Origin of the sequence: Hyphobacterium sp. CCMP332 (assembly GCA_014323545.1) — a bacterium.
GTDB lineage: Bacteria > Bacteroidota > Bacteroidia > Cytophagales > CCMP332 > CCMP332.
In genome coordinates this window covers 2,169,106-2,183,813 of the sequence record CP058647.1, presented here as the reverse complement: position 1 = coordinate 2,183,813, position 14,708 = coordinate 2,169,106, and the positions used below count along the sequence as shown (strand labels likewise).

The window sequence follows — 14,708 nt, the reverse complement described above, 5'->3', positions numbered from 1 at the left end:
TTATTTTGAAGCAAACATTAAGTTAAATCAGAATAGTTTTAATCAGAAACTAAACCCCAGTTTATTTAAACCTGCCTGTACTTCCGGATCATCCATAAACAAATCCCAAATTAAACCTGTCCTGTGGTTTTCAATCATAACTACAATTGGACCTTGATCTATTGCCAGATAAGAATTCGCATACCAATTTTCTGTTGCATTAAATGCATCGTAAAATCCATATTCGCCCCAGAGTTTATCGCCCATGTAATAGTAGAAAAATCTTATGGCATCCATTGATTCATTCGGCGTATAAGGAATTGATGAAATTGCAGCAGTAGGTGTAATTACGCCTAAATCATTTGTTGGTGAATGCGCGGAATATCCTATGTGATTATCGCTGGCAGTTAGCCCCCAGCAAGCTGCTGAATAGATTAAATAATTTTTTGGATTGTCAATACAATACGCTTGATTTATTAAACTGTGGTTAACATTTTGAGTCCAATAATTGCCATATTGATCACTTAAATTTCTAGGATCGAGACCAAGGAATGAATAATGAGCAAAAAATAAGGGGCCTCCCATGGTATAACCCAAGGGAAGTGTAATTCCGTAATAGTCATTCCCGTTTAGCATCCCTCCATTTCTTGCCCAACCCTGATCATATACCGCTGAGCTAATGCTATGTGTGGGAGAAGAAGCTGCGAGTACGTAGATAATCAGACTTTCATTCCATCCTCTGATTTGAAGATTTTTCTGCCAAGCCACATTCGGTGACCAATGCCAGTACAATACATTTTCTCCGCCTTTTGTAAACCAGTCCCATTCCACTGCTTCCCATAACTGGGTGATCTTAGTAATAATCGTTTGTTCCTGTGAATTACCCGGATTTAAATATTGCCGAACTGTAAGCAATCCCTGGATCATAAATGCCGTTTCGACTAAATCAGCGCCGTCATCATCTGTTCCAAATGGTATGGTTGTGCCGGTATTTCCGTCCATCCAATGTGGCCAAGCACCGTGAAATCTATCAGCATTTTCAAGAAAGTTCACGATTATTTCCAGACGGTCAATACCCTCTTGACGGTTTATAAAGCCTCTTTCAATTCCAACCAAAATAGAAATCACTCCAAATCCTGAGCCTCCTATTGTAACCGTATTCCCGGACGAATTTCTTTCCCTTGCGAGCCCGCTTACAGGATGGGCAAAATCCCAGAAATATTTAAAAGTTTGCTCCTGAACTTTGGTAAGCAGTTCTTCGTCAGTAATCAAAGGAAATTTATAAGTGCTGTCAATTGACGTATAAAAGTTTTTGCTAAAGCCTTGAAATCTGAAATCCTGCTCACTTCTTAAGTTTGAAGAAATGACAAAATTATATCGGTTCAGATATTCGGAATTACTATATGATAATCTTAGATTTTTTTTATCCGTATCAAGCTCAAAAGTTGGTTGAAGGCTTCCAAGAAAAAAGAAATTACTAAAGTCCGTTGTAGGGTCTAAAGATTCGGAAAATGTTAATTCAATTGTGAAATCTGTAGGAATATTTTGGATACTCGCATTGTCAAGCATATTTACGCCATCTATTTCAGCCAGAACCAATTCGAAATTGCCGGGCTCTGTTTTAAATCTGTAGGTTATTCCGGGAAAGACATCTCCGCTGGCAGCTTTTACCTCACCAATCACCAATTCATATTCAGAATCATATTTAAGTAATGAATCTGGACGAATGGAAATGGAAGTATTATTACTGATAAAACTGAAATCGGAACTCACTTCAGCTTCATTTAAATCTTTTAGTGTGATCGCATCAAATGCAGAATTAGTGTCGAGTTGCTGGTTAAAAATCAATAAGACAACTTCATCGACAGGTTGGTTTTCGTTTAAACCTGAAGGCGAAAGATTTTCACTTCCGATTTTTACTGAAGAAAGTTGTAGTAATCCTGCTTGTGGTGTATCAGTTATGGAATCATCATCCTTATTGCAGGAAATGAATAAAAGTACTAGTACTATGAGCGAAATATATTTCATATAAAAAAGGAGGCCTCTAAATAGAAGCCTCCATTGTTCATTATAATTCTAATGAATTAAGGTTTTTCAGCATTATAAAGTGTTGAAGCATCTGCATCAGAATACGTTCCGTGAAATACTCTAAAATCATCTAACCAACCTTTGAAGTGCTGCGACGTTGTGATATCATATCCACCCCAAGGTTCTGTATCCCATAAAGTTCCGGCTCTGGATTGAACGAATCCAAAAGCGAGTTCATTTACAACATCCGGCTCAGCGCCTCTGTAATCTACCCCAATAGTACTTCTTTTTGGATCACCATCAGGCCATAGGTCGAAGTCGAAGCTTTTCATAAGTTCTCCGTTGAAATACATTGAGCCTTTTCTTTCAGTAGCATTGTAGGAATAGATAACGTGAACCCACTTATCTTTAAGAATTCCTTCCATTGCTGTTTCATCAATAGACTTTGCAAAGTCCCAACCTTGCCATCCACCATTGGTATTGTCTGTTGCATTTGCAGGGAACCACATGTCTTCTGAGAAATTCATTGAATCGTTCTCATAGCTTATTGCAAATTTTGAACCATGATAACTTGAGAATATCTCGTATTGAATTCCATAAAATGCACCAAGTCCAAATACAAAATGCCCTGTTGGATCTCCATTTTCATTTACATGACCATCAGAATTTGTTTTCACCCAAAAACTAATGGTAAAATCTGTTGCATCATCCATCATTTTACCGGCATCGGCAACTTCAATAATACTGGCATCCCCATCGAAATAGGCACAACTTGATTGCGCTCCAAAACGGTCCGTCTGATAATCTACAGCGACTTCCGTTCCATCTGCATAAGTTCCCATTGCATCAGAAGCGTTACCATCAAATTTCCAGTAGGCATGTTGATCACCCGCTAGTGGAGGTGTAACAACCGCTCTTCCATCTGTTCTAAAGGATCTTGTAGTTTCCGCAAGCGCTCCGCCGTCAGCAGCTGTAATGCTTCCTGCAAAAGTAATAGTAAGATCAGTACCTCTTGGTAATTCACCTGTTGGAGTAATTATCACAGTACTTCCGCTGGTCGTCACTTGAATATCTACAGCATTTCCACCGGCTGAAATTGTCACCGACGAAGTTGACACTGAACTTGCATTCACCTCTTTTGAAAATTCTGCTGTAATTTCCGAATTAGGAGGCACATCTGTTGCCGATGTTGCACCGTTTAAATCCACAGTTGTATCAGCACCTGTGCTTAGGGACGTTCCTGAAGCCATTAATGAAGTAAGTGAAACCCCATCAGGTCCACTTGAGCTATCATCATCGGAACCGCAGGAAATGAATATCAACATGCTTGCCGCAACAAGTAATATTGACCATAAACTTGTTCTTATCATTTTCATAATTATTGGTTTTTATATTTAATTTTTAGAAAAAACTTTATTTAAACCCTGGCTCTTTATTGCCATTCAGGAGCCTGAGTAATTGTTCCTTGTGAAATATCTATTTCAGATTGAGGCATTGGAAATATTTCGTGTTTACCTTCTTCAAATCCCAAAGGCCCTAATACATCTGCCGCTCTTCCGGTTCTTACCAAATCCCAGAATCGCAATCCTTCCAAAAATAATTCTCTATGTCTTTCCTCTAGAATGGCATCCCGCAACTGATTTTTGTCGGTGGTTGTAATATTGGGTAATATATTTTGCCCTGCATCTGCTCTCTCACGCACCATATTTAAATAGGGCAATGCCATCGATGCTTTATTATTTTCATTCATGGCTTCGGCCGCCATTAAGAGTATATCTGAATAACGTATTATACGTCGATTATGTCCCCATCTTGCCTGATTTCCTTCACCGGTTGCATAAACTTTTTGATTATATACTTCAATTTCCAAAATTTCATTGCTTGTACCAACGTAAGTGGTATCGGGCGTATTACCATCTCCCAAAATTGTCTCACCATCAATTATTTCTCCCAGGAAAAATATACTTGCTTCCATACGCGGATCATTTCCCATAAACTGTATCCATTGGTAAGAAGGTCTGTTAAATCCCCATCCAAAATTTGGTGTTCCTCGAACACCCTGGGTATTGGCATACTGATTTCCTCCTCTGTCTAAACTATTTTCCGGCAACGCACCAACTTCAAAAACAGATTCGGGACCGAATTCTCCCATTACAGAAAAAGCATTGGAAAAACTATCCTCCAGAGAATATTGCCCGGAGTTGATTACTTCCAGGGAATACTGTTCGACTTTTACAAAATTTCCTCTGAAAAGATACAATCTTGCCAAAAGCCCTGCAGCAGAACCTTTTGTAGCCCTTCCCGCCTCTTCCACGGAATAATCAGATTTTAATGGAAGATTCTCCAGAGCAAATAATAAATCGGGTTCAATCAAATTATTAAATATTTGTTCCCCTGCAGTTTTAGATAAGCCGCTGGGCGCTTCTGAAGTAGTCACAAGTGGTACGTCTCTGTATCCTCTGTACAATATCGAATAAAAATATCCTCTCAGAAATCGCGCTTCTGCAATCAATCTGGTTTTAAGTGCATCATCTATATCTGCTATATTCGGCACTCTTTCGATAACCAAATGAGATCGTCTGATTCCCTGATAAAGCGTTCTATACCAATTTTCAATGGCCTCTTCCGATGGAGTGTATGAAAAATTATCAAATGCATCTACCTGAATTCCATCGCCGGGATTACTCCCTTTTCTGGATTCATCTGACATGATATCCAAAAGTGGGAATCCGCCCGTATTGATTTGCCATTGGCGCAGTGAATTATACACTCCGTTTGTAGCGCTTATGGCTTCATCCGATGTGGCAGGAAATGTGCCATCGGTCAGAGATCCGAGTGGTGGCCTTTCCAGGAATTCTTCTCTACACGCTGAAATCGAAATTAACAGTAAAATAAAAGCGAAATATTTCAATCTGAGAGTCTTCATATTTCTTAAAAATTAAGTTTTAATCCGGCACTCCATACTTTCGTGGTTGGATATGATCCAAAATCAATTATACCCCCAATAGCCGAATTACTAATTGTATTATCCGGGTTTCTACTAATTATTTCAGGAGAATAGCCGCTGTAATCTGTTTTGATCCACAAATTCGTTCCTCGAAAATATATGGATGCTGATTGAATTTTTATTTTTTCAAGGATGTTTTTCGGAATTTCATAAGAAAGAGTAACTGTTCTCAGTTTTAGAAAGGATGCATCTTCCACAAAATAATTTGATGGTTGGAAGTTTATTCCACTCAGGGAAGCTTGAGGGTCGGTATTTGAGGTACCTTCACCGGTCCATCGGTCCAGGTATTTTTCTTCAAAATTTAATGTACTAAATCGATTGGCCTCTTTGCCATCGTAAATTTGATTGCCAATTTGACCAACAAAATCAAAGGATAGATTAATCCCTTTGTAACCTACATTGGCATTAAAACCATAAACAAAATCGGGTATCCATGTACCAATAATCGTTCTATCATCGGGTGTTATTTCTCCATCACCATTGACATCTTCATAAATAAAATCCCCTACTCCCTGCTGAGACAAACTTGGCGTTGAATTTAATTGATCTTGATTTTGAAATACCCCTACAATATTATATCCGTAAAAGTATCCAATAGGCTCGCCAACAGTAGTCCTTGTCACCCTTTGCCCATTGCCGAGATTACCGGAAAATATTTCTTCCTGAGCTCCTGGAATACCCTGACCGAGGTCCTCTACAACATTTTTAATTGTACTTCCATTGAATCCCAAGCCATAATTCCAGTCTCTAATATTGTCTTCCCAATTCAATGTAAACTCTAATCCGGAATTGCGCACATCCGCGGCGTTAAATCTTTTTTGCACAAAGGCTCCGGCCCCTACATAACCCGGTAAATCCAATAAGACAAGAATGTCTCTTGTATATCTATTGTAATAATCTATAGTAGCGGTGAGTCTACTTTTAAATACGCCCAGTTCTACGCCCAGATCGTATTCGGTTGTTTCCTCCCATTTTAAGTCGGAATTTCCCGGCTGGCCGGAAAATGTAGCACCGGAATTCAAAGTCTCGTCAGTTCCAAATACGCCGTCAATGTTAGATTCTATTCTGGAGTATTGATCTAAATAAGGAATGGCCTGATTTCCGTTTATTCCCCAACTCGCTCTGAATTTCAAAAAGTTTAAAGGTATATCAGGGAAAAAGTCTTCATTGGAAGCATTCCATCCCAGAGCAAATGCAGGGAAACTACCGTATCTGTTGTTCTCACCAAAACTGGATGACCCATCCCTTCGTACGGTTGCGGTAAACAAATATCTTGAATCGTAGACATAATTGGCCCTGAATAAGATCGAATTTATAGCACGGGTTGCTGCGCCATTCGAATTTCGTTGATCATCGGCCGAACCTGCATTCAAATACCAAAGCTCTTCTGCCTCTCCCAGTAGATTTAATCTTGTTCCTGAAATAAATTCAGAATTGTTTTCCTGTGCAGAATAACCCAAAACAACATCCACTTGATGTTTTTCTTTAAATTCCCTTGAATATGATAAGGTATTTTCAAAAATCCAGCTTCTGTCTTCATTGAAATTGATGGTTAAAATATTCTCCTCCACCTGCTGTGTTGGAGAGACAAAATAGACCGGGGTAAAACTTCTACTTTTTGAATTGCCCAAATCAAATTGGTAGCTCGTTTTAAATTTAAAGTCCTTCAAAAAATTAAATTCGGTGTAAACATTTCCGATCATACGAAATATTTTGGATTCGTTATTGGTGTATTCAATGGCCGCCAATGGATTTCCTGCACCTCTTACTTCTCCGAATGTTCCATCCGGATTATAGGGATCATCAATAGGCCAGGCTCGATAGGCGGTATTTACTACATTAGGAGGGTTTTGTCTTTCGGTAAATACACCCGTCAGAGAGCTCCCGATCTTTAAATACTTTTTAACCTGATAAGCCGTATTTGATTTTAATGTGTAGCGATCAAATTCCGACTTTGGAATGACTCCGGTTTGTCCAAAATACCCTCCGGAAAAATAATAATTCATCTTTTCCGATCCACCGGAAATGGATACGGTATGGTTCTGAAGGGGTGCCCAATCTTCAAAGATCTGATCCTGCCAATCAATATTTGGCAAAGCATCAATATTATTAAAGGTTCCCGGATTGGCTTCGTTTAAAAGTGTGGCAAATTGCGGTCCGTTCATAAGGGCAATTCTATTCGCTACTTTTTCTACACTGTACTCAGAACTCAAATTTATTTTCGCATCTCCTTTACCCTTTTTTGTAGTTACAATTATTACCCCATTGGCACCTCGTGTTCCAAAAATAGCCTTTGCAGATGCATCTTTTAATACTTCTATAGACTCAATATCCTGACTATTGAGAAAGTTGATACCCCCTTCAATGATCACTCCATCAACTATATACAATACTCTATTATCGTTTAACGTGTTAATTCCTCTTAAACGCACATAAGAGTCTTCACCAGGTGCGCCCGAACTATTCAGTATTTGTAGTCCGGCAACTTTTCCCTGAAGAGATTGAACCGGATCTGCAGCAGGAGCCTTGACTATTTCCCTGCTTTTTACAGAAGTAACAGAACCTGTCATATCCGATTTTTTCAAGGACCCATATCCAATTACTACGACTTCATCAAGTTGACCAATATCTTCGATTAAAGTCACATTAATTTTTGTTCTTCCTTCTACGGGAATTACCTGATTTTTAAAACCAATAAATGAAAATATAAGTGTGGCATTGGGCATTGCAAGTTCTATAGTGTAATTGCCGTTTATATCGGTAACGGTTCCCATATTGGTGTCCTGAACTATGACATTTACTCCCGGTAAGGTCTCACCATTTTCAGTTGTTACTGTTCCCGATACACTTAAACTTTGAGAAAAGAGCATTCCGGAATAAACAATAATGGAACACACTAAGAGTAGTTTCTTTCCCATAAGTATAAATTAGAACTTATTTGATCAAAAAAATAATCAAACTGCATATAAGGCTACTAAAAACTACACAGATATACAAAAATATTTTCCTATTTATATTTGAGCAAAGACATGTTATCTTAATAAAAAATCCTGCTTAATATAAATTTATAAGCTCTAATTGCTTCCTTGTCAATATGAATTTGCAATTCCTAAGGCAAAGGACAATTAAATCGCATGAGATCTCTTTTGATACAAATTGAATAAAATTAGGGTATGATAAGTTTAATATTCTTTAGAGAAGAAACTTGCCAAAAGCCAAGAGCCCCATTGCTCAAATTATTTCTCGGATTTGCCGGAGCAGAGCTGAACATTCCTCCATCTGAGTTAAGAACAGTTTCAAGATCAAAGTAATAGAGATAAGCTATTCTTGAAATACTGTATTGCTCCATGTATACCGTATCGCCACTTGTATACACCCCGGTTATATATATGCCATTTATTTCCTCTCTAACTATTTCATCCGAGGCATAATATACATCCCTACCCTCATTGTTTTTAAATACACCGTTTCTATAAAAACGCCAGTTATAAAAATCAACTCTATTGCCGGGCTCAATAGCGTAAAACTTGATATAATAAAAAGGCCCGGTTTCTGTTCCCAGCGAATCGATCAATTCATCCCATGGTTCGAAGTCTTCTTCCACCGGTTCAGCCACAAGACTATCAATTTTTGTAACCGGTAGGAGTATATCTTCAGCAGTATAGGTCTCTCCTTTCCAATCGATTTTCAATTCATAAGTGTTGCCAATTGTCCCTTTAAATTCTATTTGAGAACGGTAAAGTCCGGGCTTCTCGGTTAAATCGTAATTTATTATGCGTTCAATTCCCTCATTTGATTTTTCTGTCACCGATACGCTTGCATTATCAACAGCGGGAAAGCCATTTTTATCATAGAGACCATTGCTTGTGCTTAATCTTATTTCGTGATATTTTAATGAGTCTGTTAATAAACCATCTATTACCAATTGCATTTCGGTTTGATCCACATCCAATTGAATTTCTTCCTCACAGGCGGAAAGAAAGAGAGCAGAAATTATTGCTAAAATTATTAAATGCTTTTTCATGGTATTAAAATCTGAAATTGTATGTGACCGATGGTAAAATGCCAAATAGAGATACTTTTTTAGCTACGAGCTCGCGGCCATCTCCAAGCACATTGCCCTCTTCATCTGTTTTTGTTTCGGTATAAATTGTAAAAGCGTTTTGTCTGTTGTAGACATTATATACCGAAAACACCCATGCATCTGTCATTTTACGAGCTTCTCCTCTCTTGTTGTGTTTTTTTCCATTGAGAGTTAATGACAAATCCAGCCTGTGATAAGCGGGCAGTTTATATGCATTGCGAGCCGTGTATTGCTGAACTGTATAGTTTAAGTATTCGTATTTACCGCTGGGTATTGTAATTGGTCTTCCGGAGGAATATGTAAAGTTTGCACCAATGTCTATGCGTTCTTTTAATGCATAAGTGGCAATTATGTTGAAATTGTGTCGCCGGTCGTAATTGGCATTAAAGGTTTTTCCATTGTTGACCCCTTCTATTGTTCTTGTTGCCTTTGATAAGGTATAACTCGCAAATCCGGTTAGTTTGCCTTTGTTTTTTCTTGCAAATAATTCCAAACCATAAGCTTCGGAATTTCCTTGACGAAATTCATTGGCCAAATGAAAATTGAAGAATATTTCAGCATTATCTGCAAAGTCGGTCACGTTTTGAATGTTCTTGTAAAAAATTTCACCGGACAATTCGTACATATTGGAATTGATATTTTTAAAATATCCAAGAGCTACCTGGTCAGCAATCTGTGGTTTTAAATATGGTGAGCTCGGATTCCAGGTATTAAATGGCAATGGAACGGTCCCTGAAGAAATGATATGCGCATTCTGCACCATCCGGTTGTAAGAGCCTTTTATGGAATTAGATTCATTGAGGAGATAACGAATAGAAAACCTTGGTTCAGGATTGATATAAGTCACGATGTTTTCCCAATCATCATAATCAATGGTATCCAAAACATTATCCTGCCTGCTGCTTATGTTGTCCGACTGATCGGCATATTCATAGATTCTGGTTTTACCCAAATTTTGAAAAATGGATAATCTTATCCCATAAGACATGGATATTCTTGATGAAATCCGCTGTTCATTGCCAACATAGAAAGCATGATCAAGGGCATACATTCTTTCCAATTCGACTTTATTAAAAATGGAGGTTTCATCTTCCGGAACAATTTTTCCGGGTGAGAATCTTTTCCAGCTTACCTGATAACCAAAATCGATTGTATTATTGGTATTGAGGAAATAATTGAAATCATTTTTTAAACTAAGCTCTGAAATATTGGAGGTCCACTCCAATCCGAGGGCATCACCGTTTGATTCCAAACCGTAATCAAAAATGCTTCCGATCAAAGAGGTATTTGAAAAAAGTCTTTTGTTATAAAGGTGATTCCAACGAATGGTTGCTGTTCTATTTCCCCAGTCAAATCCAAAATCATTTCCAAACTTTAGTGCATCTCTTCCATTGTAAACACTAATAAAAAATCGGTTGTTATTATTGGCCCTGAAATTGACCTTGGCATTGATATCGTAAAAATACACCTGATCATCTCTGAGGTCTTCATTGTTTGAAAGCTTTAAAAATAGATCGGCATAAGAGCGCCGTCCGGCAATAAGAAATGAGCTTTTTTCTTTTTGAATTGGCGCCTCAATCAAAATCCTACTTGCGAGTAAACCCACTCCGCCATTTACTCCCATTTCGCGATTATTTCCGTCTATGCTTCGTATGTCCAATATTGAAGATAATCGCCCGCCGTATTCAACCGGAATTCCTCCTTTATATAAATCGGAACTTTTAATTACATCTGCATTAAATACTGAAAACAAACCAAACATATGCGAGGGATCATAAATTGGTGCTTCGTCAATCAGAATAAGATTTTGATCCGAGCTACCTCCTCTGACAAAATAACTTGAAGTTCCTTCTCCTGCTGAAACCACTCCCGGCATCATTTGAACTGTTTTGATGATGTCAACCTCTCCGAATAGCGCCGGTAATTTCTTTACCTGATCTATGTTCATTTCGACCTTACTCATCGACACATCGGTCACATTAAGATCTTCTTTAGTACCCTCAATTATCACTTCATCCGTGATAATGCTTAAACCGGGTAAATCGAGGTTCATTTCAATATTATGATCTAAAACTATCGACTTGTCAATCTTATCATATCCGATAAAATTGAATTCGAGAATATATTCACCCCGGGGTAGCGTTAAAGAATAAAATCCATATGGGTTTGAAACGGTACCTAAACCAAGCTCTTTTACCAAAATAGTTGCCCCTATCAATTCCTCTCCATTGGCCTGGTCTCTGATGTAACCAGAAATGGTGAATTTTTCCTGTGCAATAGTAAAATTTGGGCATACCAAAATCGCAATTATAGCGATCATGACTTTTATCGGCATGATTGATAAGTTTAATTTGACCTTCTTAAACTATAGACTAACAACCTCTCCAAAGGTTGCCATCTCTGTAAAAATTAATTTGAGTTTTTCTCGATATAAGAGTAGATCTGCCCTACGGTTGCCAATTGCTCCGCGTCTGTATCGGGGATTTTGATGTCAAAATTCTGTTCGAATTCCATAACAAGCTCTGCATAATCCAGAGAATCAATACCAAGGTCCTTAATTAAATTTGCCTCTTCAGTAATCTCCGATTCTTCTATACCGATTGAATTAATTAGAATGTCGTTTACCTTTTTCTTGATTTCTGATATTTCTGCCATATTTCAAAAACTTATTGATGCTAAATTCATTAAAAAATCTAATTCTATCTATATTTTTCTATAATAATTAAAATCTCAGGGTGAATCTTGTGCGCTTACCTTTAATGGAATCGACATTAATAGTCCCTTTATGCTGTCTCATAATCTGCTTTGACAGACTTAAACCAATTCCCGAACCTGATTTTTTTGTGGTAAAAAATGGAATAAATATTCTTTCCAAAGTTTCCTTTTCTATACCCGGGCCGTTGTCTTCTACTGTTATGTGAATTTTCGACAAGGCATCCATCCAGGCGCGGAGATATAGATTTTTCTCTTTTTGTTCTCCGAATGCCTGAATTGCATTTTTTAATAAATTTATGATTACCTGCTCGATTTGGTCCCTGTCTGCATTTAAAGACATGTTGTCCGGTTCTATTTCCATTTCAAAATTAACTTTTGCTTTTTGGATATCGGGTTTCATCAAATGATGTATGTGTTCCATCAAATCTTTTACATGGAAGAGTGATTTAGATGGAAATGGTATCCTGGTCATATTTCTAAAATCACTTACAAATTTGATCAAACTTTCACTGCGCCTTTTTATGGTCTGGATAGCCATGTGCATGTCCTCGAGGTCTTCTTTATTTACTTCCAACGGTTTAGGATTATCCGTAATATGTCCAACTATGGCGTCATCTACAGTTGAGGCAAGAGATGAGATCGGTGTTACGGAATTCATTATTTCATGTGTCAGGACCCTGATTAGATTTTGCCAGGCTTCCATTTCCTTTTCCTCGAGCTCGGTTTGAATATTTTGTATTGAAACCAGTTTAAATTCTTCTTTTCTTAGCTTAAAGACAGTCGCGGCAATGGATAGTTGCAAATCTGTATTTCTATTTTGGATTTTTATCAGATCTTTTTCACCATTTCCCAAAATTTCCACTCTTCGAGCTAGTTCTTCGTTGAATTTCGAAAGATCTTCTATGCTGCGAAGCGGAATTACATTGAGTAACTTTTTTGCGGCTGAATTGATCAATTGTATCTCACCATTGGCACGAAAAGAAATTAAACCAATTCCTACATGCTGAACTACTGTTTTTAAATAGTGAAACTGGGCTTCCTTTTCTGCACGGATCTCCCTGAATTTGCTAATGACCGAGTTAAATTCCTTATTAAGCCTGTCAAAAGAACCCCCTATGTTTTTTTCTGTAAATGAATAGGAAAAATCATCAAATTTGATTGAATTAAGGAATTGGGCAATGTCTCTATTGGTTTTCTCCACATAATTTATCAGCGCACCCAACCAAATGATTATGAATATTCCCAATCCCACCATGGTTGCGTAATACTGGGTGTCAAGAACTAGATATATGAGACCTGCAATAGAAGCCGCAAGCACTAATACTCTAATGATTACATTTAACCGGAAATTTTTAAAGCCCATGCTTTTCTAATCTGCGGTAAAGTGATGCCCGCGTAAGTCCTAAATCTTTAGCAGCTTTTGAAATATTTCCGCCGTGTTTATCAAGCGCTTTTTGAACCATTACTTTTTCCATTTCATCCAGATTGTAAGTATCCATAGGTATTTTAGATGAATCGCTTTTCTGATTCAAAAAGAAAAAATCATCGGCTTGCAAGGCATTTTCTTCAGACATAATAATAGCCCTTTCTATAGCGTGCTGCAATTCGCGAATGTTTCCTGGCCAATGATAGGACTGAAGTTTTTTAATGGTGGTTGCCATTATTTTTTTAACCGGTTTTCTGTATTTTTTAGAATACATCGCAAGAAAATGATTGGCCAATAATTCCAAATCATCAATCCGCTCTCTTAAAGAAGGAAGATGGATTTCCACCGTATTTATTCTGTATAAAAGGTCTTGTCGAAAGTCACTTGTATCCACCATTTCGAGCAAAGGCATATTGGTAGCGCAAATAAGTCGTATATCAATTGGAATGGCTTTATTGGTTCCCAATCTGGTTACCTGTCTGTTTTGCAAAACCGTCAGTAGTTTAGATTGTAGCGGAGCCGTCAGGTTGCCAATTTCATCCAAAAACAAACTCCCATTATGAGCAATTTCAAATCTGCCCGGCCGATCTTCCTTGGCATCAGTATAGGCGCCTTTTTTATGACCGAAAAGCTCGCTTTCAAAAAGGGTTTCACTTAAAGCACCCATATCTACTGTTACAAAGGCATTCTTATTTCTAAGTGATTGATTGTGAATTTCCCTTGCTATTAATTCTTTTCCGGTACCATTTTCGCCGAGGATCAAAACATTTGCATCCGTCTTTGCCACTTTATTGATTATGGCAAATACATTTTTCATGGCATTGCTTTGTCCCAGTATTTCCGAACCTGTAGACAGGTCTTTGATCAAAGCCGATTTTGTTTGTCTTAAGTCTTCTACTTCCTGAAAGGATTTTCTCAATTTGGATGCGGAATTAATAGTAGCTATTAATTTCTCATTTTGCCAGGGCTTTAATACAAAATCAGTGGCACCTTCTTTAATGGCCTGCACTGCCATGTTTACGTCACCAAATGCGGTTATCATTATCACCACTGATGAAGGATCGAGTTCCAGTATTTTTTGCAACCAGTGAAAGCCTTCTTTGCCACTTGTGGTATCCATACTGTAATTCATATCGAGAAGAATCACATCATAGCTGTTGTTATTGAGCAGAAATGGAATTTTATTTGGATTTTTTTCAATCTCCACTTCCATTGACTGTTTTTTTAACAAGAGTTTCGCCGCAAGGAGTACATCTTCATCATCATCAATTATCAGTACCTTGATTTTCTCATTGTCAGATGCCATGTCTTATAATTTTAATTGCTCATTTGCCAAAACAATGCCAGTACTGAAATATATAAGCATAAGCATTTTCAGCCTTCTTAAAGAAATAAAGATATAAAAACTGTTCGTATTCGTTCGATTTTGTATTGTTTTCGAACAGAATATTGTGCATTATTAATAATTC

The 14,708-nt window shown here is 37.7% G+C and carries 9 protein-coding genes; all 9 read right to left on the bottom strand.

From position 1 onward, the window contains the following. Nucleotides 1-42: 42 nt before the first annotated feature. A complete protein-coding gene (locus tag HZR84_09480) occupies nucleotides 43-2,007 on the bottom strand; it encodes a hypothetical protein (GenBank protein ID QNL22157.1) in 1,965 nt (654 codons plus the stop codon). A gap of 56 nt (nucleotides 2,008-2,063) precedes the next feature. Then, the gene (locus HZR84_09475) at nucleotides 2,064-3,377 is read right to left on the bottom strand and encodes an Ig-like domain-containing protein (protein QNL22156.1); all 1,314 of its coding nucleotides are present in this window, start codon (nucleotides 3,375-3,377) and stop codon (nucleotides 2,064-2,066) included. A 62-nt stretch (nucleotides 3,378-3,439) separates the two neighbouring features. Beyond that, nucleotides 3,440-4,933: a RagB/SusD family nutrient uptake outer membrane protein gene (locus tag HZR84_09470; protein QNL22155.1), complete on the bottom strand. Its 1,494-nt coding sequence runs from the start codon at nucleotides 4,931-4,933 to the stop codon at nucleotides 3,440-3,442. A 5-nt stretch (nucleotides 4,934-4,938) separates the two neighbouring features. Then, a complete protein-coding gene (locus tag HZR84_09465; protein QNL22154.1) occupies nucleotides 4,939-7,932 on the bottom strand; it encodes a TonB-dependent receptor in 2,994 nt (997 codons plus the stop codon). A 248-nt stretch (nucleotides 7,933-8,180) separates the two neighbouring features. Further along, nucleotides 8,181-9,038: a DUF4249 domain-containing protein gene (locus HZR84_09460; protein QNL22153.1), complete on the bottom strand. Its 858-nt coding sequence runs from the start codon at nucleotides 9,036-9,038 to the stop codon at nucleotides 8,181-8,183. A gap of 4 nt (nucleotides 9,039-9,042) precedes the next feature. Continuing rightward, nucleotides 9,043-11,418, bottom strand: coding sequence for a TonB-dependent receptor (locus HZR84_09455; GenBank protein ID QNL23233.1), 2,376 nt, complete (start codon nucleotides 11,416-11,418; stop codon nucleotides 9,043-9,045). A gap of 89 nt (nucleotides 11,419-11,507) precedes the next feature. Continuing rightward, on the bottom strand, nucleotides 11,508-11,744 hold the full coding sequence (locus HZR84_09450; GenBank protein QNL23232.1) for an acyl carrier protein: 237 nt from the start codon (nucleotides 11,742-11,744) through the stop codon (nucleotides 11,508-11,510). A gap of 76 nt (nucleotides 11,745-11,820) precedes the next feature. Continuing rightward, entirely contained in the window at nucleotides 11,821-13,176 is a 1,356-nt protein-coding gene (locus tag HZR84_09445; protein ID QNL22152.1) for a GHKL domain-containing protein, read from the bottom strand. Beyond that, nucleotides 13,166-14,545, bottom strand: a complete 1,380-nt coding sequence (locus HZR84_09440; GenBank protein ID QNL22151.1) for a sigma-54-dependent Fis family transcriptional regulator — start codon at nucleotides 14,543-14,545, stop codon at nucleotides 13,166-13,168. Before HZR84_09440 ends, HZR84_09445 begins: the two co-directional genes overlap by 11 nt. Nucleotides 14,546-14,708: the final 163 nt, after the last annotated feature.